24 protein-coding genes are annotated in these 21609 nt (G+C 66.2%); 15 read left to right on the top strand and 9 right to left on the bottom strand.

Annotated features, from left to right (window positions below; translation table 11 throughout):
- Positions 1–14 precede the first annotated feature (14 nt).
- Together BMX78_RS06425 and BMX78_RS06420 are read right to left on the bottom strand one after the other, a co-directional pair.
- Complete coding sequence (locus BMX78_RS06425) at positions 15–893, bottom strand: metallophosphoesterase family protein (RefSeq protein ID WP_286138825.1); 879 nt, start codon at positions 891–893, stop codon at positions 15–17.
- A gap of 224 nt (positions 894–1117) precedes the next feature.
- Complete coding sequence (locus BMX78_RS06420) at positions 1118–1750, bottom strand: TetR/AcrR family transcriptional regulator (protein ID WP_211482552.1); 633 nt, start codon at positions 1748–1750, stop codon at positions 1118–1120.
- Between the two features lie 91 nt (positions 1751–1841).
- Here BMX78_RS06420 and BMX78_RS06415 point away from each other — a divergent pair, with 91 nt between their 5' ends.
- The 3 genes from BMX78_RS06415 (at position 1842) to BMX78_RS06405 (ending at position 4194) form a co-directional block, all read left to right on the top strand.
- Positions 1842–2351, top strand: a complete 510-nt coding sequence (locus tag BMX78_RS06415; protein ID WP_091417842.1) for a cupin domain-containing protein — start codon at positions 1842–1844, stop codon at positions 2349–2351.
- Between the two features lie 101 nt (positions 2352–2452).
- On the top strand, positions 2453–3298 hold the full coding sequence (locus BMX78_RS06410) for a HoxN/HupN/NixA family nickel/cobalt transporter (RefSeq protein ID WP_170850710.1): 846 nt from the start codon (positions 2453–2455) through the stop codon (positions 3296–3298).
- Positions 3299–3411: 113 nt separating this feature from the next.
- Positions 3412–4194, top strand: coding sequence for a GntR family transcriptional regulator (locus BMX78_RS06405; RefSeq protein ID WP_091417838.1), 783 nt, complete (start codon positions 3412–3414; stop codon positions 4192–4194).
- Positions 4195–4249: 55 nt separating this feature from the next.
- Here the strand turns inward: BMX78_RS06405 and BMX78_RS06400 are convergent, their stop codons facing one another.
- A complete protein-coding gene (locus tag BMX78_RS06400) occupies positions 4250–5413 on the bottom strand; it encodes a CBM96 family carbohydrate-binding protein (RefSeq protein ID WP_091417835.1) in 1164 nt (387 codons plus the stop codon).
- A gap of 436 nt (positions 5414–5849) precedes the next feature.
- Here BMX78_RS06400 and BMX78_RS06395 point away from each other — a divergent pair, with 436 nt between their 5' ends.
- Positions 5850–6575 carry a hemerythrin domain-containing protein gene (locus BMX78_RS06395; RefSeq protein WP_091417832.1) on the top strand — a complete coding sequence of 242 codons (726 nt, stop codon included), beginning with the start codon at positions 5850–5852 and terminating at the stop codon, positions 6573–6575.
- On the opposite strand, the gene BMX78_RS06390 is transcribed toward BMX78_RS06395, so the two are convergent.
- Both BMX78_RS06390 and BMX78_RS06385 read right to left on the bottom strand, forming a co-directional pair.
- Positions 6572–7585 carry a nucleoside hydrolase gene (locus tag BMX78_RS06390; protein WP_091417829.1) on the bottom strand — a complete coding sequence of 338 codons (1014 nt, stop codon included), beginning with the start codon at positions 7583–7585 and terminating at the stop codon, positions 6572–6574. The genes BMX78_RS06395 and BMX78_RS06390 overlap by 4 nt on opposite strands.
- Positions 7586–7614: 29 nt before the next feature.
- Positions 7615–9060, bottom strand: coding sequence for an MFS transporter (locus BMX78_RS06385; protein ID WP_091417826.1), 1446 nt, complete (start codon positions 9058–9060; stop codon positions 7615–7617).
- 137 nt (positions 9061–9197) lie between these two features.
- On the opposite strand from BMX78_RS06385, the gene BMX78_RS06380 reads away from it, so the two are divergent.
- From BMX78_RS06380 to BMX78_RS23030, 3 genes are all read left to right on the top strand, one after another.
- Positions 9198–10064 (top strand): ribokinase, encoded by an 867-nt coding sequence (locus BMX78_RS06380; RefSeq protein WP_091417823.1) that lies wholly within the window; start codon positions 9198–9200, stop codon positions 10062–10064.
- Complete coding sequence (locus tag BMX78_RS06375) at positions 10061–10555, top strand: GNAT family N-acetyltransferase (protein ID WP_091417820.1); 495 nt, start codon at positions 10061–10063, stop codon at positions 10553–10555. Before BMX78_RS06380 ends, BMX78_RS06375 begins: the two co-directional genes overlap by 4 nt.
- 384 nt (positions 10556–10939) lie before the next feature.
- The gene (locus BMX78_RS23030; protein WP_170850709.1) at positions 10940–11113 is read left to right on the top strand and encodes a hypothetical protein; all 174 of its coding nucleotides are present in this window, start codon (positions 10940–10942) and stop codon (positions 11111–11113) included.
- A 302-nt stretch (positions 11114–11415) separates the two neighbouring features.
- Here the strand turns inward: BMX78_RS23030 and BMX78_RS23025 are convergent, their stop codons facing one another.
- Positions 11416–11847 (bottom strand): SRPBCC family protein, encoded by a 432-nt coding sequence (locus BMX78_RS23025; RefSeq protein WP_170850708.1) that lies wholly within the window; start codon positions 11845–11847, stop codon positions 11416–11418.
- A 307-nt stretch (positions 11848–12154) separates the two neighbouring features.
- Between BMX78_RS23025 and BMX78_RS06360 the strand changes: the two genes are divergently transcribed.
- From BMX78_RS06360 to BMX78_RS06335, 6 genes are all read left to right on the top strand, one after another.
- Positions 12155–13144 carry a 2-keto-3-deoxygluconate permease gene (locus BMX78_RS06360; protein WP_091417814.1) on the top strand — a complete coding sequence of 330 codons (990 nt, stop codon included), beginning with the start codon at positions 12155–12157 and terminating at the stop codon, positions 13142–13144.
- Complete coding sequence (locus tag BMX78_RS06355) at positions 13141–14343, top strand: four-carbon acid sugar kinase family protein (protein WP_091417812.1); 1203 nt, start codon at positions 13141–13143, stop codon at positions 14341–14343. The genes BMX78_RS06360 and BMX78_RS06355 overlap by 4 nt, the downstream gene beginning before the upstream one ends.
- Positions 14343–15347, top strand: coding sequence for a 4-hydroxythreonine-4-phosphate dehydrogenase PdxA (gene pdxA / locus BMX78_RS06350; RefSeq protein WP_091417809.1), 1005 nt, complete (start codon positions 14343–14345; stop codon positions 15345–15347). Before BMX78_RS06355 ends, pdxA begins: the two co-directional genes overlap by 1 nt.
- A 149-nt stretch (positions 15348–15496) precedes the next feature.
- On the top strand, positions 15497–16270 hold the full coding sequence (locus BMX78_RS06345; protein ID WP_091417806.1) for a DeoR/GlpR family DNA-binding transcription regulator: 774 nt from the start codon (positions 15497–15499) through the stop codon (positions 16268–16270).
- 131 nt (positions 16271–16401) lie between these two features.
- A complete protein-coding gene (locus tag BMX78_RS06340) occupies positions 16402–16704 on the top strand; it encodes a YciI-like protein (RefSeq protein WP_091417804.1) in 303 nt (100 codons plus the stop codon).
- Positions 16705–16827: 123 nt separating this feature from the next.
- Positions 16828–17604 (top strand): alpha/beta fold hydrolase, encoded by a 777-nt coding sequence (locus tag BMX78_RS06335; protein ID WP_091417802.1) that lies wholly within the window; start codon positions 16828–16830, stop codon positions 17602–17604.
- 29 nt (positions 17605–17633) lie between these two features.
- Here the strand turns inward: BMX78_RS06335 and BMX78_RS06330 are convergent, their stop codons facing one another.
- On the bottom strand, positions 17634–18524 hold the full coding sequence (locus BMX78_RS06330; RefSeq protein ID WP_091417800.1) for an NAD(P)H-binding protein: 891 nt from the start codon (positions 18522–18524) through the stop codon (positions 17634–17636).
- Positions 18521–18970, bottom strand: coding sequence for a nuclear transport factor 2 family protein (locus BMX78_RS06325; RefSeq protein ID WP_091417797.1), 450 nt, complete (start codon positions 18968–18970; stop codon positions 18521–18523). Before BMX78_RS06325 ends, BMX78_RS06330 begins: the two co-directional genes overlap by 4 nt.
- Before the next feature lie 99 nt (positions 18971–19069).
- On the opposite strand from BMX78_RS06325, the gene BMX78_RS06320 reads away from it, so the two are divergent.
- The gene (locus tag BMX78_RS06320) at positions 19070–19732 is read left to right on the top strand and encodes a TetR/AcrR family transcriptional regulator (protein WP_091417794.1); all 663 of its coding nucleotides are present in this window, start codon (positions 19070–19072) and stop codon (positions 19730–19732) included.
- A 15-nt stretch (positions 19733–19747) separates the two neighbouring features.
- On the opposite strand, the gene BMX78_RS06315 is transcribed toward BMX78_RS06320, so the two are convergent.
- Positions 19748–20770 (bottom strand): LLM class flavin-dependent oxidoreductase, encoded by a 1023-nt coding sequence (locus tag BMX78_RS06315; RefSeq protein WP_091417984.1) that lies wholly within the window; start codon positions 20768–20770, stop codon positions 19748–19750.
- A 261-nt stretch (positions 20771–21031) separates the two neighbouring features.
- Between BMX78_RS06315 and BMX78_RS06310 the strand changes: the two genes are divergently transcribed.
- Entirely contained in the window at positions 21032–21607 is a 576-nt protein-coding gene (locus tag BMX78_RS06310) for an HNH endonuclease (RefSeq protein WP_091417792.1), read from the top strand.
- Positions 21608–21609: the final 2 nt, after the last annotated feature.

Genomic DNA, 21609 nt, shown 5'->3' with positions numbered 1-21609 from the left:
CGGAGTGGGACTTTCTACGGTTTGGAACGCGTACCCGAGTCCGTGCTTGTCCCGGTTGTCGGCACGAAGTTCCAGTCGAAGGACCCGTCCCCGTGCAGCGTCAGCCGAAGGAACCCGTGGGTGTCGCTGAACCGCTTCTCGATATACCGCGGACTGCTGATGAAGGACCGGAGGCTGGTGCCGCCCGTGGAAACCTGGAACGCGGTCATGCCGTCATCGACGCAGTCGTCAGCGTTGTTCACCGGGCATGACCGCTCGTAGTTGTGTTGTGACGCTGACAGGGTCAGCCGGACCCGGTGCTTCCACATCACGTCGACCCACGGCTTGTGGTCGGCGGCCCGCTCATGCTGGTCCGTGTTCGAGGTGAAATAGGGTTCGTGGTACACCACGGCCAGGTGCTTGCCAGCCTCCTTGGCAGCGGCGAGGTCCTGGTCCAGCCATGTGGTCAGCTCCCGGGCCCTCTTGGGGTTGTACTTCCACTGTGCGGAGGACAGGAACGCGAAATGCCAGTTCCCGAAGTCCTTCGAGTACGGTTCCCCGTTCGAGATGGAACCACGCTCCTGGTTGATCGCAGCCTTCTCCGGGGACCCGGGACACCGGCCATCCATGAAGTTGTCCAGGTCTGCATTACGTCCGGGTTCCCAGTCGTGGTTAGGGGCCGACACCCAGTACAACTTGGGCAGCGTGCCGCCCCACAGCGTCTTCCAGTAGTCCACGTAATCCTTGCAGCGCGCGGTGCTGTACTGAAAGTCCCCGAGCCCCAGGAAAGCGTCAATCTCGTTGTTCTCCACGAGCCGGGTGATCTCCGCAGCGTTCCGGCCTGACGGGCTGTCCGGGTCAACATTCCCGGCGTCGTTCATGTCGCCCACAGCGGCGATGTGGACATCAGGCACAGGAGAAGCGGGCGGTTCGGGAGTGCCCGTGCACCCGGCGGCGGAGAACGCCAGAAGGGCTGCGAAGATTGCCGCCGCACCCGGGAGGGATCTGCGGCGAGGGACTGCTGACTCCAACCGATACCCCCTTCGAGAAGCCGAACCGAGGCCTGGCGCGTGAACCACAGCCAAGGCCCGGCACCTTCAGTATTCCTCAGGCGGCATTCCCATGCACGGACTGGCTGTCAAGGCGCGCCGGGCTTAGGTAACGCCACTACCGGGGCCGCGGCTACCAACGCTGCCATCGCTTCCACTGCGGCTTCTTCGGCAAGCCCGTTGCTTTGGCAGAGGGAGTGCCAAGTCCAGAAAGAGACAGCGTGGCCAACAAGGGCCCGCAGGGTCTGGCTGTCCCGGCGGTCCGTAAAAGGCTCTGAAAGCACGTCCCGAAAATGCTCATCACGGTCCTGCAGGCTGCGGCGCAGCCCCTCGGGCAGCACTTCCTTGTCCCGATACAGCCGCAGGAGCATGTCCGCACCGTCGCGGTAGAAACGGTAAATATCGGACAGGCCCAGGCGCAGGCGGCCGTCCGGGTCTGCGGTCTTCGACCATTCCGCGGGGTCCGGGAGTTGTTGATTGGACCGCCAGTGAGCCGAACAGGCGTTGTAGAGATCAGCCTCGTCCGGGAAGTGCTTGTAAACGGTCAGCCGGGTTACTCCCGCCTGCTCGGCAATCCCGGCAATCGTGGTGCGTGCCGGGCCGATGGTGGCGTGGAGGCGGGAGGTGGCCTCGACAATGCGTTGGCGCGTGCTGTCCATCTGGTCCGCGCGCTTGCGCATCTGATATTGCCGGGCTTTGGCTGAACGCTGCTGTTCACTCAAAGTATTGACTCAGCCCTTTCCGCTGCGGATAATTCGATATACACCAGTGTATATCGAAACTGGCGCCCACCAATTGTGAAAGGGATCCGTCATGGAACAAGATGAGGCTCCACGGCTGACTGTCGTGGAGCCGGGGCAGGGACGCGAAGCACCGCTGGGAACCATCGGCGTCGTATTTAAACTCTTCGGCGCCGACACCCATGAACAGCTATCCATCGTGGAGCATCCCTTCCCCGTGGGGGCTTTGGTGCCTCCCCACATCCACACGCGTGAGGATGAATACTCCATCGTCCTCGAAGGGGAAATCGGATTCCGGTCCGGTGAGCGGCAGGCCGTTCTGGGTGCAGGCGGATACATCACCAAACCCAGGAATGAACTGCACACCATGTGGAATGCCGGCAAAGTACCCGCCCGCATGATCGAGATCATCAGCCCTGCGGGTTTTGAACACTTTTTCTGGGGCCTCGCCGATCACCTCGAGGCCGGCCCGCCGGATCCCGGGCTCATCGAAAAACTTGCTGCCGATTTCGGGCTCCAGTTCGCCGAGGCACCTTGGCTGCCCGACATCATTTCGCGCTACAACCTGACCCCGCCCCGATAAAGGGCTCCGGCGTGCAGGCGCAAGCCGTCGCTCACCGGCTTCGGATGCGGCGCGCGGTATCAGCCACCGTAAAAGCACCGGGCTGGCTCTTCCCAGGCGGAATGGCCACGGCGTTCATTGTGTTTCTGCACGTCCTTGGATGGGGCGGCGTCCTACTGCTCGCTCCGCCCCCAAAGTCCGGACCAGGGTTCACTTTGGCCGGGCTTGGGCTGACGGCATACCTGTTGGGACTCCGCCACGCTTTCGATGCCGACCACATCGCCGCGATCGACGGGGTGACGCGCACCCTGATTCAACAGGGCCGCCCCGCCGCATCTGTCGGATACTGGTTCTCCCTGGGCCACTGCTCGTTGGTCTTTGTGTTGTCCGGACTGATAACGCTGGGAATCCACAGCTTTGCCGCCGCTCCATCCCTGGAGGGGGCCGTCCCCCAGGCGTTTGGGCCGGCAGGGGCGCTGGTGGCAGGCCTGTTCCTCTACGTCATCGGCCTCGCCAATCTCAAAGCGCTGCTTGGCGCCTTCAGAAGGCAGGCCCCTCCCCGGGCAAGCCATGGCGAGGGAACATTTCCCGCTGTCGGAACGCCGGTAAGCATGCTGCTGTCCCGAACGTCCTGGGTGGTGGACAGGCCCGGCGGAATGTTCCTGGTGGGAATGCTTTTTGGACTGGGGCTGGACTCAGCCCTGGAGGTCGCCTTCCTTTGCGTTACGGCAGGAGGACTGCTGTTGACCGCCCCCTACGCGGGCCTGGTGCTGCCGGTTCTTTTTGCCGCCGGCATGATGCTGCTCGACAGCCTCAACGGCTGCTTCATGAGCGCCGCCTACAGTTGGGCCTCACTTCGGCCCGCAGGAAGGAGCTACTACAACACCGTCGTCACGGGCATAGCGGTCGCGGCCGCCTTCGCGGTGGGTTCCTTGCAGTTGGCGTCAGCCGTGGCGGGCGCTGCGTGACTCCATCGGATTCAGGCGGCTGACCGGCGACTGGATCCTTCGGTGTCCTGTTGTCCAACAAACCCGTCACACCGGTAGGCTGGAAATCCCAGACCCACGAAGCGAGGCATAACGTGCACCAGGACGCCGCCCGGTTCCTGTCCCAGCCGGTGGCCGCCCAGCCCGGCTCCCCCCTCCGCGTGGCGGTGTACTCCCGGATCGCCGAAGCCATCCGCAACGGCCTCCTCACGCCCGGCTCCATGATCCCCACCGAAACCGAACTCGGCGCGGACATGAAAGTCAGCCGCACAGTGGTCCGCGAAGCCCTCATGCTGCTGGAGGAGGACGGGCTCATCAGGGCGAGGCGCGGCGTCGGCCGTTTCGTCTCGGACACCCTCCCCCGCATCGGCATCGAACGCATCCGCCCCTTCGAGGAAGTCCTCGGCACTGCCGGACAACAGCTCGAGGTCAAGCGCGTCCAGGTGGTGCGCCAGCCCGCGTCCGAGTTCGCCGCGCCGGGCGTCGGCGTCGAGCCGGGCACCGACTGCTGGCTCTGGGAATCCGTCCTGATCCGCGACGGCGAGGCCATCGCCCACCTGCAGGAAAACATTTCCGCCCAGCCGGTCAGCCTCGGCACCGGCCCTGCCGCGCCTTTGGACATAGAGGACGACGGCGGCAGTACTTTGCTTGCCTCCCTCAACAAACAGCTGGGCCGGCTTCCCGGTCCGGGCGAGTGCCAGATCAGCCTGAGCCAGGTGGGGCCCAGCCGCGCCAAGCTGCTGGACCTCCGCCCGTCCGATCCTGTGCTGGTCCTCACCCAGTACGTCAGGTATGGCAACCGGCCCTTTTACCTGGCCAAATGCCTGGTGGCCGCACGGGCCGGGCACCTTTCCGTGATGCAGTCCCTCCAGTCCTGACGGACACCGGCGTCCGGGTCTTTTGGTCGGGGGTTTTTCGGCGGCCGAACTGCACCTAGCGTCCAGCCGCATACACACGGACCCAGTCCACCCGCATCTCGCCGGGGCCGTCGGGAGTCCCGTGCGGGAACCAGTCCAGTTGCAGTGTCTGGTGCATTGACGCCGGAGGCTGGTGCGCGGGGTCGGTGTCCTCAAACCACTTCACGCCGTCGATGTAGCCGACCATTCCACTCGGCGACCAGTCAACCGCGTAGTTGTGGAACTGGGAAATGTCCAGGACCATGGACCCTGACGTCTGCGAGTTCGTGCATCCATAGTGGTGGAAGAACTTGATCAGGTTCCAGTCACCGGTGGTTTCCGCGTAGTCGATTTCGCCTTCACATGGCCAGTTTCCACTGTCCGGCCACAGAAGGGACACCAAACGGTATTCGTTGTCACCGGACCCCGCCGCACGGATCTCCCACCGCCCATACTTCTGGCGTGCGAACTTGGCGGACATGCCGGCGGTAGTTCCGTCCGGTGTCCCGGTGATGACCATCGTGGAACCGTTCACGGCAGCCTGCTGCGGACTCCGGATACCGTTGCCTCCGTGCCCGAGGCTGTTGTAGACGTTCCACTTCGTGGCGTCCGGGGCACCTGCGTAATTGAACTCGTCGCCGGAAACAGGGGCGCCCCAGCCATGGAGCACCGCGGCCTCGGTGGAGGAACCCGCGTCCGGCGCGGTGGTCACCACCAGCCGGGGCCGGAGGGTGGAACTAGGGGATTCCTTTGATTTGAACCCGATCCACTTCTGCGCTCCGCTTTCCAGCTTGAAGTTCTGTTCGCCTCCATTTGCGCTGACGCCCCGGGTCACATCCCATTCAACCCAGGAGCCCGTGCGGAAGCCTCCGGCTCTCCCCAGCCATGTCCCGGCCGCAGGTGCGTTATTCCAGGTGAGTCCCCGTTCGGTCCAGCCCCCGGATGTGGTGGAAACATCCACGAACTGGGTGGACGTCGCAGACGCCTCCGAATAAGCGCGCAGTTTGGCAGAAACAACGTGCTGGCCGGCAGGAACCTGAACATTGAACCGCAGGAAAGTGTGCCGCCAGATGCCCGCGCGGCCCTCGGTAGACAAGCGGGCGCTGGTCCCGAAGTTCGTCGCCGGCCTGTCCCGCTGAGTGTAGGTGTCCATGGTGGCCACCGAGGTGATTGTTGCCGCATTTGCCGTTGTGGGTGCCATGATGGCGAACCCAACCAGCAGACAAAGGGAGGAGGCTATGGCCAGGCATCTACGCCGGAACGTCAACCCTCCGCCTGACAAGGCTGAAGATCGTCTCAGACCCCAAGGCACGGGGTTTGCGAAGCCAGCGGACGGAGCATTCATTTTGATCGCTGTTTCTACTGGGGACTTATGCATCGAACTGGCAAAGCGATGGCCGGCCCAGAAACAACCACCGCCACATGCCAGGTATGCAAAGCGTAGGCCGGGTGCGAAAAGGTGCGCAATCAATCCCCTATACCCAATTCCTGGCAGTGACTAAATCCCTGTACCGGGCGGTGAAATGTACTTACGCCCCCAGCAATCCGGAGCCCATTGTGCCCCATTGCGGGCAGCGGCTACGATGCTGGCGGGGAGAGGGCCCGGTCTGCCATCACGAGCGCAAAGGGGCCCACCAATGACCGACTTCTTCACCATGCAGCCCGGCGAGACCGCAGCTCCGCTGCCAGCCGGACCCATCCTGTGCGGCGGGACCGCCGGCATGCGACGCATTCACCGCTTTTTCCTGTGGGCCTATGAGGAGGCGCCCGGACTGGTGCGCTCCGCCGCAGCCGGAGACACTGCCCGCGCAGCCTATGTGGGCGACGTGCTCGGGAACTTCGACAAGGTGCTCCATATCCATCACGAAGGCGAGGACCTCCTCATGTACCCGCCGATGAAGGAGCGGGCACCAGCCTGCGCGCTCCACGTAGCGCAGATGCTCGAGCAGCACCGGCAGGTCGCCCAACGCCTCGAGGCCATCGAGCCGCTCCGCCTGCGCTGGATGCAGACGGCAGACGCCGAAACCGGTTCAGAACTCGCTGCACGCTACGAAGACCTGAAGGCCGTCCTCAACATCCACCTGCGGCGCGAAGTCACCGAGGTGATGCCGGTGGTGGACAGGGTGCTGACCGAGAAGGAAATGAAGACCGCCGCGCAGCACGGCATCGACCAACTCGACAAGAAGTTCCTGGTGGGATACCTCGGAATGGTGCTGGCCACGAATCCGCCCGCGGACCGGAGGGAAATGTTCAAGGAAATTCCCCCGCCGGTCCGCATTGCCTACCGTCTCTTTGGGCGCAGGCTGTACCGGAAGCAATACGCCACGCTCTTCCCCGGCCGCCCGGTCCCCGAGACGCTTTAGGTGGACGATCCTGCGGAGGCGAGTGCCGCCGTCGTGGTTTCGCTCCCCGCCGGGAAGTAGCTCAACAGTGTCTTCACCAGGTGCGGGGCGAAGTCCTCCTCGAGCGAGAGCACCACGCGGCAGCGCGCGCCACGCACCTCCGGGTAGCCGGCGTACAGGCCGCGCATGTCGCAGATGGTCTGCCCGCGGCCCGGCCCGTCGGAGGTGTCGACGGCGGCCCGCACCACGGGTGCCACCGCCGCCTGAGCCCCGCCTACCGCGAGCGCCGCCGCCAGCGGGTCATGCATAGCAGAGCAGGGCCGGCCGTAGATGCCTTCATAGAACCGGAAGTAGTAGCCCAGCATCTCCCCCAGCGCCTGCGCCACCGGTGAAGAAGACGCCAGCAGTTCCTGCCGGTGCGATTCCTCCAGGACAGAAGCCATGGTCACGTCCAGCGGCACCAGGGTGATGTCCCAGTCGGCGGCCAGCACCAGGGCGGCGGCCTCGGGGTCATTGTGGATGTTGGCTTCGGCCACTGCCGTGATGTTGCCGGGAGCCAGGGCAGCACCGCCCATCACGGTGACCGACTCCACCAGGGACGGCAAGGAAGGCTCCAGCCGGAGGGCCTCGGCGATGTTGGTCAGCGGGCCAATGGCCACCACTTTCAAAGAGCCCGGGTACGTACGGGCCAACCGGACCAGCATCTCCGCCGCGGACTCCTCCGCAACGGAAGCAGCCGCCGTCGTCAGCGCCACCTCGCCGATCCCGTTCCCGCCGTGCACCCACGGCGCCCCGCCGCCGAACGAGCCGGCGAGGGGATCGTGCGCGCCGAGGGCCACGGGGATGTGGGCGTGGCCGGCGAGCTGGAGCAGGTCCAGGGTGTTGCGGGCGCCGACGGCGGCACTGACGTTGCCGCTGACGGTCCCGATGCCCACCACGTCGGCGGCGGGGGCGGCCAGCAGGTAGGCCAGGGCGAGGGCGTCGTCGATTCCGGTGTCGCAGTCCAGGTAGATCGGGGAGGTGGCGGTCATGATGGTGGTTCTCTTTCGGTTGAATCGGGTTAGACGGTCTCGCCCTTGGGGGCGGCGACGAAGAGGCTGACGATGAACGCGGCGGCGGTAATGGCCACCGAGATCCAGAGGGCGGTGGCGTACCCGGCGGCCGTGGCTTGGGCGGCGAAGGGCGCAACGAGGACGACGCCGAGGCTCGCCCCGATGCCGAAGGACGCACCGTTGATGCCCGGCAGGGCGGCCGGGGCTTCCTTGGGCGAGAGCAGCACCGAGAGGCCGTTGATGGCGGTGAGGAACAGTCCGTTGTAGAAAATGCCGAGGGCTGCGACGGCGATCAGAACCGCCGTCTGGTTGGTGGAGAACGTGGCGGCGGCGATGGCGCACGCGAGGCTGAGCCCCGTGCCAAACCGGAGGGTCTTGATCCAGCCGCGGCGGTCGGCCAGCCAGCCGGCCAGCGGCGCGGCGAAGACGCCGATGAGCGCGGCCGGGGTGAGGAACAGCAGCGCCGAGACTGAGGCACTCAGCCCGAAGCCGCCGTCGTGATCCTGGCTCAGCAGCACCACGGTGAAGTTGATGATGGCGAAGATGCCGGCGAGCGTGAGGACGGTGGTGGCGATGACCGGCCACACCTGGCGGGAGCGCAGATGGTGGACAGCGATCAGCGGGTTGCTGCGGCGCTTCTCGATCAGCCAGAAGGCGGCGAAGGACGCGATGGTGCCGGCCAGCAGGGCCAGGGTGGAAGGCGCGGTCCAGCCTGCTGCCGAACCGCCGGAGACGAAGTAGGTGATGAACACCAGGAACAGGGAGAGGGAGCCGGCGCCCCACCAGTCCATGGCGCCGCGGACGCCGGCGGGACGGCCCTTCGGCACCATCTTGATGATGCAGGCGGCCGCGATGGCCGTGAGGACCAGGACCACGCCGAAGATGGACCGGAAGCCGAGCGTCTCGGCCATCAGCCCGCCCACGTAGCCGTCCACGCCGCCGATTCCGCCGTTGATGGCGGCGATGATGCCCACAGAGGTGCCGAAGACCTTGGCCTGGAGGTTTTCGCTGAGCACGATGTAGGCGAGCGCGAAGACAGCGCTGGAGACGCCCTGCAGGAACCGGCCGGTGACCAGCAGCGGCAGGGTGGGGGCGGTGATGCAGAGGACGGTCCCGGCACCCATGATGCCGAGGACCAGGAGCAGCGCGGCGCGGCGGCCGATGAAGTCGCTCCACCGGCCGATCACGGGCCCGGCGATAGCGCCGGCAAGAAAGAACATGGACTGCACGGGGGCGGCGCTGTCCGCTCCCTGGCCGAACTCGGCGGCGATCTGCGGCAGCGCAGGGGTGACCATGCTGGCGTTGAGCTGGAAGGACAGCACGCCGAGCAGGAGCGTGGAGATCAGCAGGGCGGCGCGACGGCCCTGAAACTTGGGGGCATTCGTTTCATGGACGACGGCGGCGTCCGCGGCTTGCGCGGGAGGCGCGGCTGCCGCGGGGGTTGGGGTGTTCACATCAAACTCCTTTGTTTTGGACTTACTGCCATGTGGATGTGAGTTGTTATACAACCATGTATGACGGACAAGTACAACAGTGCCGTACACTATTTCCTAATCCGGCCGCTTCCGGCTCCTCCCCCGTAAGGAATCTCATGAGCAACCAACTTCCTGCCCTCACCGTTGTGGGCAGCATTAACCTGGACCTGATCGCCACCGCCCAGCGGCTCCCCACTGCTGGCGAAACCATCGGCGATGCCGTCCTGTCCGAGCAGCCCGGCGGCAAGGGGGCCAACCAGGCCGCAGCTGCCGCCCGGCTGGGCGGCAGCGCACGCATGGTCGGCGCCGTGGGCAGCGATGCACACGGACGCCTGATGCTGGACGCCCTGGCGAACGCCGGCGTCGACACAGCCGACGTGGCCGTCCTGCCCCAGCCCACGGGGACGGCCCTCATTGTGGTGGACCGCGACGGCGAGAACCAGATCGTGGTGTGCCCGGGCGCCAACTCCCACCTGTCGCTGGACGGCGTCGAGTTCGGCCCGGACGAGGCCGTGCTGTGCCAGCTGGAGGTCGGCCTGCCGGTGGTGCTGGAAGCCGCGCGCCGTTCGTCTGGATATTTTGTCCTGAACGCCGCGCCTGCCATGGACCTGCCCGCCGAGCTGCTGGAGCGTTGCGACCTGGTGATCGTGAACGAAAGCGAGTACGCCCTGATCCCGGCGCTTGCGTCGGCGAAGCTGGTGGCGGTGACGTACGGCGGCGACGGCTCGGCCTTGTTTGAGCACGGGCGGAAGGTGGCCGAGGCTCCCTCGGTGTCAGTGGCGGTAGCCAACACCATCGGCGCCGGGGATGCGTTCTGCGCAGCCCTGGTCCTGGCGCTGCAGCAGGGACTGGACTATACACGGGCACTGGCTGTGGCGAACGCGGTGGGTGGCGACGCCGTGGGCGATCCCTCGTCGCAGCCGGAACTGGCACGGCTGGGCGACTATGTCGAGCGGACGGCCGCTCCCGTGGGTGTGCGGTGAGCATCGAATTCAGGCGGGCGGCGCCGTCGGACTTTCCGGACGTCCGGCGCATCACGCGCGAGGCGTACCTGGCGGCTGGTCACTTCGCGACGGACCATCCGTACATGAGCGTGCTGGAAGATGTGGAGCACCGGGCCGAGCATGCGCAGGTGTGGGTGGCGGAAGCCGCCGGGCGCGTGGTTGCCGCGGTGACGCTGACGTTTGCCGGCGAGCCGTACAGCGAGATCGCCCGGGACGGTGAGCTGGAATTCCGGATGCTGGCCGTGGACCCGGCCTCCCAGGGCAATGGCCTGGGCCGTGCAGTGGTGGGCAAGGTGGTGGAGCACGCCCGGCAACTGCCCGGCATCGAGGCCATCAGCATCACCAGTGCCACGTTTATGGAGCGCGCCCACGGGCTGTATGAGTCGTTCGGCTTCCGGCGCGCACCGGAGCGGGACTGGTACGTGCCTGGCGAGGACGTGCTGCTGTGGGTGTTCACGCTCGAGCTGTAGCCCAGTGGTTGAGCCGGGCCCACGCCCGCGGGAGCCCTGGCCGTGGAGCCAGGGCGGCGAGGGCCCCGGCCCGAGCTTGCGAGGGCAGGGAGCCGGCATGGACTTGCGAGGTTAGGGGGCAGGTGGGGAGCGAAACCCGGTGGTTGAGCCTGTCGAAACCTGAATCCGGACTCCAAAATCAGGGCCCACAAGGTAAAATGGGTCATGGTGTTCATAGGGCTCCTACTCTGGATTGCTTTCCTTTTCGTTGCCATGGTCCTGTTTGGCATTATCTGGACGGTATCCAAGATCGTCCTCTGGCTGATGGACCTGAAACCACTGCTTTCCGGGCCAATAAACCGACTGAACGCGCCGTCGCGCCCGCCCGTCCGGCAGAGGCCGAACATGCCCCAGGTGCCAGCCCCGCGGATCATTGCCCAGGCTCCAGGCCGGCCCACAGCCGAAACCCACGGCGCATCAGATATCTGGCCCAAATGGACCGCGTCGTACAGGCAGTACGTGAACCAGGAAAAGTCCCTCTGGCAGGAGCAGTTCGACGCCTTGAACTTCCGGGACTAGGGGACCGTCCGAGCAGCAGCAACCGTACACGTACCGTCACTTGTATGTGGAGGCTCCCATGCCTCATGCAAAATCACGGCGGCTTGAGGTGCGCACGCACGAGAGCACTGACGCCCTGATCACGGAAGCCGCCGAGTTGCTCCACATGGCGAAGTCAGACGATGAGCGAACCGTCTTTCCGCATCGCCGAGCTAACCCCGGGTATGGCCTGGGGCTTTTGACTGCGGTGAGCTAACGCTCAGTGTAGGCCGCAGTGCGGGTATCGGGAGCAGCGATGAAACTATCCAGGGGGTCCTCGAATTTCAGGCGTCGAGCTGCCGTTTGAGGTTCCCGACAACCTCTTTGTTGTTGCGTGGCACCATAAAAGCCATCACCGGCGCCATCAGCATCTTTAGTCCGGAGGGGTGCAACTCAACGGATCGCGTAAACCTGGTCCCTTCCCCGGCAGGCTCGATGCTGTAGGAAATGGTTGGCTGGAGTCCCCCGAACTCGCCCCGGTACACCACGCGCGCATCCTGCTGAACGTCAACCGCAGTCAAGGTCCCGTCAGTGGTTCCCATAAACGGCTTGAACTTGAGCGGATACGTCTTGCCCACCACCGGAACAGGGTCCGTCCCTTGAGGCACGGAGTCAACGTCCGTGTGCCACTTGGGTTCATTCCGGAGGTCCGCGACGAACCGGAACACCTCCTGCGGTTTCCGGGCAAGAATGACCGTTTCTGAGGACTTGACCATGATTTCCTCCTGGGCTTGGCTCGGCGCCTTGACTGATTCCGGGCGGATTTCCGGCCGAAGACTGCCCCTATTCGTCGTTCTACGCTCGCCGACCTGCACCGTCAACACCCGTTGATTGCGGACGAAATGCGGCCCCATGAAGCACCGGAAGAGCACCCGCCGGCAAGCTTCCGCCCGGCTTCCAATCCAGTCACTGCGCGTTTTGCGCATTGGGGGTTGCGCTAAACGCGCATCACTGTTTATGATCTTAATCATGCTTCGAGCCGAGCGCTCGACCCCTCTCCCCCAACAACAATGAGGTTGCAACATGTCTGTCCCCATCAAGGCCACCATGGAAAAAGTCCCCGGCGGCATGATGCTGATCCCCCTGCTCATCGGTGCCATTCTGGGTACCTTCGCACCGGACTCCGCCAAATTCTTCGGCTCATTCACCGGCGCGCTGTTCACCGGCGGCACCACCATCCTCGCCGTGTTCTACGTCTGCATGGGTGCCAGCATCGACATCAAGGCCACCCCGTACATCCTGAAAAAGGGCGGCGTCCTGTTCGGCAGCAAGGTCCTGTTCGCCGTCATCATCGGCGTCATCGCCGGCCGGTTCATGGGTGAACTTCCCATCGACGGCGGAATCCTCAGCGGCCTGTCGGTCCTGGCCATCCTGGCCGCCCTGAATGACACCAACGGCGGCATGTACATGGCCCTCATGGGCCAGTACGGCAAGCCCAAGGACGTCGCAGCCTACTCCGTCATGACGCTGGAATCGGGTCCCTTCCTGACCATGGTGACCCTCGGCGTCGCCGGCCTCTCGGCCTTCCCGTGGCAGGCCCTCGTGGGTGCCATCATCCCCCTGCTCCTCGGAGCCATCCTTGGCGCGCTCGACCCGGCCATGCGCAAGTTCCTCTCCTCCGCGGCCCCGGTCCTGATTCCGTTCTTCGCCCTCGCATTGGGCTTCGGCCTGAACCTGGGGCAGGTCGTCAACGCAGGGCTCCTGGGTGTCGCACTTGGCCTGTTCGTGCTGATCGCCGGCGGAGCTGTCCTCTTCTTCGCTGACAAGCTGACGGGAGGCTCCGGCATTGCCGGCCTGGCAGCGGCCACCACCGCGGGCAACGCCGCCACGGTTCCCATGCTGGTAGCCGCAGCCAACCCCGCCTACGCTCCCGCCGCCGGACCTGCCACCGTGCTGGTTGCCGCCTCCGTGGTGGTCACGGCCATCGGCTGCCCCCTTGTGGTTGCCTGGTACGCCAAGCGCCTCAAGAACAAGGAAGCCGCAGCATCAAAAGAGGTTTCACACGCAGTATGAACACCAACGCAGCCACGCGGTGGGCAATCATCGCCGATGACCTGACGGGGGCGGCCGATGCGGCCGCCGCCTACGGTCCCACGCACAGCAGTTGCGTCATCCTCGACGTCGAGTCAGCCTGGCCCGACGCTGAGATCCTTTCAATCAATACCGAGAGCCGTTACCTGGCTCCGGCGGAAGCCGCCGCAGCCGTCACGACGGCGGCACGGCGGGCCCTTGGGGAGCAGCGCCAGGTCTTCAAGAAGATCGACTCCCTGCTGCGGGGCAATGTGGGTGTGGAAGTCGCGGCAACACTGGCGCAGCTGACCGGTGGTCGGGGCATTGGCCTGGCCGTTGTAGCTCCCGCCTTCCCGGGCACGGGAAGAACCACCCAGGGCGGCGTGGTCCACGTCAACGGCGTTCGGAACTCGGAAGGAAACTTCGGCGGTGATGTCGCCGCGGCACTGGCTGCCGGTGGGTTAACCGTCGAGGCAACCGGCGCGGCCGGACCCAACCCCGAGGAACTGGCGCGGCACCTCCGCGAGATGCAGGAACGCGGGACTGACGCCGTCGTACTGGACGCTGCTTCCGATGACGACCTGAAAACCATCGCGGCGGCGGCGGAACTGCTCGACTTCCCGACGCTCCTCGTGGGCTCCGGCGGACTGGCGGGGCACATTGCCGCGCGTGAGTGCGAAACGGCTGCGCGGAATGCGCAGGCACGGCACATAAGCCGCACACTAACGGTGATCGGCAGCTACTCCGGCCTTGCCCGGCAGCAAACCCAGGCACTCGTGGAGGCCGGCGCGGAACACATCACGCTGGACCACGCCGCGCTGGACGATACGGCGGTCCCCCGCCTCGTTGCCCAGGCGATGGCCCGCACGGATGTGGTGCTGACGCCGGATCCGATGGGCATCGTGGACAAGTCCCAGGCACTGGTGGTGGCAGAGGCCCTGGCCCGCGCCACCGCTGCCGGGATCGGACACTGCGACGCCCTCGTCCTCACGGGCGGCGAAACGGCCACTGCAGTCCTGAAGGCCCTCGGCGCCGGCAGCTTCACGGTCGTCGGGGAGGTTGAACCCGGCGTCGTCATGAGCCTGCTGCCCGAGCCACTCCCCCTGCTGGTCACCAAGGCCGGCGCTTTCGGGGACGCCGGTACGCTGGCCCGGACCAAAAAATTCCTTACTGCCACAACGACTGAAATGAGTATCAAATAATGGGACGCCCGATTGTTGCCATCACCATGGGCGATGCGGCCGGCATCGGTCCGGAGATCATCGTCAAGGCCCTGGCTGACAACGAACTGCGGTCAAAGGCCCGCATGCTCGTCATCGGCGATCTCCGCCGGCTGCAGCTTGCCGCGGACATCGTCGCCAGCCCGCTGACCCTGCGCAAGGTCGCCGAACCGTCGGAGGCCCTGTTCGACGAGGGCACCATCGACGTGCTGGACATCGACTGCATCCCGGAGGACCTGGCGTGGGGCGAACTCTCCGCCGCAGCCGGCCACGGCTCCTACCTGTTCATCGAGAAGGCCGTTCAGCTGGCCATGGACAAGAAGGTGGATGCAATCTGCACCGGCCCGCTGAACAAGGCCGCACTGCACGCCGCCGGCCACAAGTACCCGGGCCACACCGAACTCCTCGCCGAACTGACCGGCACCGAGGAAGTGTCCATGATGCTGACCGCCCCGAAGATGCGCGTCATCCATGTGACCACCCACATCGGCCTCATCGATGCGATCGCCAAGATCAACGGTGACCTGGTGTACCGGACCATCAAGCGCGGACACGAGCTGCTGCAGGCTTCCGGCATCGAAAACCCGAAGATCGCGGTGTGCGCCATCAACCCGCACGCGGGCGAAAACGGACTGTTCGGCTATGGCGAAGAAGCCGAGAAGATCCAGCCGGGCATCGAGAAGGCCCAGGCGGACGGCATCAACGCCTTCGGCCCGCTCCCGGCCGACACCCTGTTCTTCCTCGCCGGCCGCGGCGACTTCGACCTGGTGGTGGCCCAGTACCACGACCAGGGCCACGGCCCGGTGAAGGTCCTGGGCCTGGAGAACGGCGTGAACATCACCGTGGGCCTGCCCGTGGTGCGCACGTCCGTGGACCACGGCACCGCCTTCGACATCGCCGGCAAGAACATCGCCGACCACGAGTCGCTCCTTGAGGCACTGCGGCAGGCAGTAGACCTGGCGCCGGCACGCGAAGAGACGCTCTGAGCACTCCGCATGAGACAAACGGCCGGTCAGCGTAATATTGCTGACCGGCCGTTGCCGTCCCGGCCCTGTGGTTGAACCTGTTGAAACCCCAAGCCGGAACTAGCATGGTTACCACTGCCACCGCCATGCCCACGGGAAGGAGACCGGGAATGCTGAGCGCAAACGCGCGGCGCGAGGAGATTTACCACCTTGCCGTGACCACCGGCCTGGCCTCCGTGGAGGAACTCTCGGCCCGGTTCGAGGTGACCGCATCCACCATCCGGCGCGACCTGGCGCTGTTGAACGGGCAGGGCCGGCTGGCCCGCACCTACGGCGGCGCCATGGCCCTGGGCGCGCACCCGGAGGCGTCCCTGCGGCAGCGCACCGGCGAAGCATTTGAGCAGAAGCACGCCATCGCCCGCTGGGCAGCGTCCGTGATCCGGCCCGGGGAGAACGTCCTGCTCGACGCCGGCTCCACCGTGGGTGCCCTGGCCCACGAACTGCGGGGGTTCGAGAAGCTGTCCGTGACTACCCCTGGCATCAACACCCTGCAGGAGTTCGCTGAGTCCGAGGGCGTCGAGGTGGACTGCCTGGGCGGCCGGCTGCGCAGCGTTTCGCAGAGCTTTGTGGGGCCGCTGGCCGAAGCGGCACTCGAGCGGATGAGCTTCGACCGGGTGTTCCTCGGCGCCGACGCCGTCACCGCAGAGGACGGAATCTGCGAAGCCGACCACGCCCAAACCCGCCTCAAGGAACTTATGGCCCGCCGCGGCAGGGACGTGTACGTCCTGGCGGACTCGTCCAAGCTCGGGCTCCGGCCCTTCCACGCGTGGGCACGGCTGGCACTCCCCTGGACCCTGGTGACGGACGACGGCGCCGACCCCGCCCAGGTGCAGAAGTTCCGTGACGCGGGGGTACAGGTTGAGGTGGCCTCCGTCGGTGGTTGAGCTTGGGCCCACGCCCGCAGGGTTCCCTGGCCGAGCTTGCGAGGTTAGGGCGCGGGCGGGGAGCGAAACCAGAGCCGCTGGGCACGCTGCTGCTACAACGATTGAAACACCCAAACAGAATGGAGACGCGCTTGCACGCCGTGCTCGAATACACCTACGCAGACAACTACCTTGAGTCCCGCGAACAATACCGCGCGGACCACCTCAGGGCAGGGTGGGAAGCAGTCGAACGCGGCGAGCTTCTGCTGGGCGGGGCAGTTGGCGAAGGTCCCTTCACCGGGCTGCTCATCTTCACCGGCGAGAACCCAGTCGAGGCCGCCGAAGCTTTTGCAGCGGCTGACCCCTACGTGATCAACGGCGTTGTGACTTCGTGGACCGCCCGCCCATGGACAACAGTGCTCGGAAACGAAGCGGCCGCACCCGTTCGCCCCTAAGTCCAGCCCACCACACCTGATCTTGCGGCGGCAGATGACCATCCCGAAGGGACAGCCGACGGCGAGCCAGGAGTGGTGTTCCACCCCCCTTGTGCCTGTGCAGTTCGGGCGTATGGTACTGCCATGGAACCGTTTCGGGTCATCCTGCTTCCCGGCTCAGTGCTCCCCGCGGGCTTGGCTTATAGAGCCCTGATCCAAGCCCTGGGGCCGGAGGTGCAAGCCGTCGCCAAAGACCTCGAGCTCTACAAGACCGATGAGCCGCCTGCGGACTGGACCCTGGACACCGAGGTGGACGGCGTCCAGCGCGAAGCCGACGAACGGGGCTGGCAAACATTCCACCTCGTCGGCTACTCCGGTGGCGGCGCCGTCGCACTTGCGTTCGCCGCCAAACATCCCGACAGGCTGCAAAGCCTGGCCCTGCTGGAGCCCGCCTGGGCGGGCAACTGGGACTGGAGCGCTGCGTACACGCGTCACTGGAAGCAGTACCAGGAGTTGGAGGCCCTTCCTCCCGAGCAGTTCATGCCCGCCTTTATGCGTCTGCAGGTGAGGCCCGACGTCGTCCTTCCGCCGCAGGCGCCCGGCCCGCCGCCGCCGTGGATGGCCAAGCGGCCCGCTGGGATCAGGGAGTTCCTGCGCAGCTTCAAAGAATATGACCTGGACAGGGCACGGCTGGCCGCTTTCGACCGGCCGGTATTCTTCGCCCTGGGCGGCTTGAGCCATCCGGACGACTACGGGGAAATTGCAGCCCGGCTGGCCAGGGTTTTCTTCCCGGACTTCCACCTGGAGGTGTTTCCCCACCGCCACCACTTCGATCCGCCGCACCGGATCGAGCCCGACCGGCTGGCAGAGGGGCTCCGGCGGCACTGGGCGTCGGTGGAAGCCGGCACTCCCGCCGCATAGAAGCACACGGGGTCCAACGGCGACATTCCTTATGCCGGACGCCCCGATGCGCCGGACGCCTCGAGGACCTGCTGAAGCCCGGTGATGGGCATGTCCGGGAACTCTGCGCGCCCCGGCCCGAACTGGAACGCGGCTGCCCCCGAGTCTTCCCAGACGGCCGCCCCTGCAATCCTGGCAAGGAGCGGTGAAACCGGGCGCGCGGCCACGGACAACAACCGAATGGCGGCGGCTGGAATGCGTTGAACGGATCCGTGGCCGGCCTGGGCGAGCAGAGCCTCCGCCACCTCATTTGCAGTGAGCGTCTGCGAGCCCCACTCGATGACACGGTTCCGCAGCGCCGGGTCGCGGAGGGCACGGACCACGATGGCGGCCGCGTCCCGGACCGAGGTATAGGTCACCGGGGCGGACCCCGAGCCAAACACGGGCAGCTTGCCCTTCGACTCAAGCGGCGCCCTCATGATCTCCAGCCGCTGTTCCAGGAGCGCGCCGATCCGGACAACCGTCCAGTCCATGCCGGATGAGCGGACCGCGTCCTCCGCCACCGCCTTGCAGCGCAGAAAATCAATGGCCCCATCAGCGGCCGCACCGGGCATGGACATCATCACCACGTGCCGCACTCCGGCGGCGGCTGCGGCGCGGACCAGCCGGATGGCGCCGTCACGGTCAACCGCGCGCGGGTTGGAATCCTTGAACCCAAATCCCGAGGCCGTGAACACCACTTCTGTGCAGCCGGACACCGCTTGCCGGCAGTCTGCGTCGGAGCCGAGGTCCCCGCGGAGGAGTTCGACGCCGTCGCCCATCTTTTGGGGGAAAGGCTGGGACTTGCCCCGGGCCATGATGCGGACCTGTTGCCCGGCGGCCAGGAGCAGGGGAACCACCGCGCTGCCCAGGCGGCCCGTGCCGCCGACCACCAGGATCATGGCCGGTCACCTCCGGCTGCCCCCTGGACTGCCTCCCGGACGGCTTCGTTCACGTCGCCGGGGTCGTGATCCACGGGTTCGAGGTAGAACTGGGCCGCGCCGATTTTGTCGTCGCGGAGGGTGAAGATGGCCACCCCTGCGGCGCACTGCACGGATCCGTCCGGCCGGGTGCCGCGGTTGCTCCATTCCATCCAGAGTTTGCCGTTCGGGCCGGTGGCCGCGTCGTGGACGGTAAGGGTGAGGTCCGGCAGGCCGGCGAAGAGCGCCGTCCAGTTCTTCCGGACCTGCGCCGAGCCCGTGAAACTGCGGGCCGGATGGACGGGGGTGGTGTTCCTGTAGTCCTCCGCGAACTCGGACACCAGGGCCTCAAGGTCATGGCGGTTGGCCGCGGCCACCATGCGCCGCACCGGGCCTTCGGGGACGCGCCCGATTCCTGAAGCGTCCATGATGTGCTCCTTAGTCTCCGTCCCGGGAGGCGGAGCGGCTGCTAAGCCAGTATTTGATACAGTGAGCTGTATCAAACTGATACAAGGAGCTTAGGCCCGATGGGACCCGCGGTCAACGGTGCGCCACCCCGCTCCCGTGGCTACGACGCCCGGCGCCGGCAGGAGGCGGCCGAGGAGGCCAGGAAGCGGGTGCTGGCCTCCTCGCGCGCGCTGTTCCTGGCCCACGGGTACGGGCGGACCACCATCGCCGCCATCGCCCACGCCGCCGGCGTCTCTAAGGAATTTATCTACAAGGGGTTCGGCGGGAAGCCCGGGCTGGTTCGTGCCATCTTCGAGCAAAGCCTGCTGGGAGCCGGGGGCCCGCCGGCGGAAGAGCGGTCGGACCGGGCGCAGGCCACAGCCACCGATCCCCGCGAACTCATGGAGCAGTTCGGCCGGTTCATCGCAGAGATCAGCCCGCTGGGCTCGCCCGTCTACCTCCTCATCAGGGACGCCGCGGCGAGCGGGGACCAGGATATGGTCGGGCTCCTGCGTGACGTGGACGACGAGCGGTACCAACGCATGCTGCACAACGCGCGCCAGGTGCTCGGAAGGGGATTCCTGCGGCCGGGCCTGACCGTGGAGGAGGTGGCCGACGTCTTCTTCATGTGCACCTCGGCCGAGCTCTACGAGACCCTGGCCATCAAGCGCGGCTGGAGTGCGGAGCGCTTCGGGACGTTCATGGCCAGGACCTTGGCGGCCAACCTCTTACCGGACAGATAAGGTCGGCAGGCGCGATCAGCGCCAGCCGAGCTGCGGGGCCACATCCTTCAGGATCGACTCGATAACATGCGCGTTGTAGTCAACGCCCAGCTGGTTCGGGACCGTGAGCAGCAGGGTGTCTGCCGCGGCGATTGCCTCGTCTTCGGCCAGCTTGGCGGCCAGCTCGTCCGGGGCACCCGCGTAGGACCGGCCAAAAACCGCACGCGTTTTCTCGTCAATGTTGCCTACCTGGTCTGAGCTGTAGCGGTCGCGGCCGAAGTATTGCCAGTCGCGCTCGTCGGTCAGTGCGAAGATGCTGCGGCTGACCGAAACGCGCGGCTCCCGCTGGTGCCCTGCTTCCGTCCACGCCTGCCGGTAGAGCTCGATCTGCTCGGCCTGCTGGACGTGGAACGGCTTGCCGCTCTCGTCGTCCTTGAGCGTGGAGCTTTGCAGGTTCATGCCGAGCTTGGCCGCCCAGACGGCCGTGGCGTTGGAGCCCGAACCCCACCAGATGCGGTCGCGCAAACCCTCGGAGTGAGGCTCGATGCGCAGCAGGCCCGGAGGGTTCGGGAACATCGGGCGCGGGCTCGGTTGCGCGAACCCCTCGCCGGTGAGCACCTCAAGCAGACGCTCGGTGTGCCTGCGGCCCATGTCCGCATCCGACTCGCCCTCGGCGGGGACGAAGCCGAAGTGGCGCCACCCGTCGACCACCTGTTCGGGTGAACCCCTGCTGATGCCCAGCTGAAGCCGGCCACCTGAGATCAGGTCGGCCGCGCCCGCGTCCTCGGCCATGTAGAGCGGGTTCTCATAGCGCATGTCGATCACGCCGGTACCGATCTCAATGCGGTTTGTCCGTGCCCCGATCGCGGCAAGCAACGGGAAGGGGGACGCGTATTGCTGCGCAAAGTGGTGTACGCGGAAGTAGGCGCCGTCCGCACCCAGTTCCTCTGCTGCGACTGCAAGGTCGATCGCCTGCAGCAGCGCGTCCGATGCACTCCGCGTGCCGGACTGGGGGTGGTCAGTCCAATGACCAAAGGACAAAAATCCGATGTTCTTCACACCGGAGAGCAACAGGGCGGCCCCGGTCCCTTATTCCCGCACCAGCCCCGCGCGTGCTCCAGCCGCTTCAGCCAGCTAGGGCTTACCGGCGGGCGAGGCTGCCCGAGGGGATGCCGCATATCCAGGCCGGGCTTGCAAACGGGGCCCGGAACCTGAGCAAAAGCTGAGCTAAACCTGGGGCAGCAGCCTGCGGCCGGACTATACGATTTCCCTGGACATCCGGGGCCATGGTCTTCCGGCGCAACGTAAATGGGGGAATTGATGCAGGAACTGGGCCGCATCTATTGGACACGGCAAGGCCTTCGCCTGGCCTACTCGGCGGTGATGATCTGGTTTGCTGTCGCGTTGATGTCAGCGCTCATGGCGAAGGTAACCCCGGCTGCCGGAGCAGGGCCCTCCTCCGCCGCCGGGGTTCTGCGCGGCCTGTTCGATGGCGTCGTCGCCGCGGTCACTCTCCCCGGCGTGGCCGCCGTCGTGCTCGGCATTGTCGCGGCCGTGATGACGAACCGGGACGTTCGACGCCGCGACCCGGTCCGCCGTTTCACCCGCCAGCAGCGCCGCGAGGGGATGGCCCGCGCCGGTGGCTTGTGCGAGCTGGAAGCCGACTTCGGGAGGCGCTGTGGCCGCCCGGCCGAGCACGGCGACCACTTCTATCCGTGGTCCAAGGGCGGTTCCACCAGCCTGCAGAACTTCGTCGCCGCGTGCGCCCGGTGCAACCGCGCCAAGCGTGCCAGGATTCCGTCGCCGGCCCAGCAGCAACGGTTGGAACGACGACGGCGTGACTACGTTCCGCCGTCGTCCTCCGTCAGCGTCGGTGAACGGCAGCCGCTTCCCTAGGC

The sequence above is a fragment of the Arthrobacter sp. OV608 genome (genome assembly GCA_900110595.1).
In the GTDB taxonomy this organism is placed as follows: Bacteria; Actinomycetota; Actinomycetes; order Actinomycetales; family Micrococcaceae; genus Arthrobacter.
The sequence above is the reverse complement of the archived record's forward strand: the minus strand, read 5'-3'. Positions and strand labels throughout refer to the sequence as shown.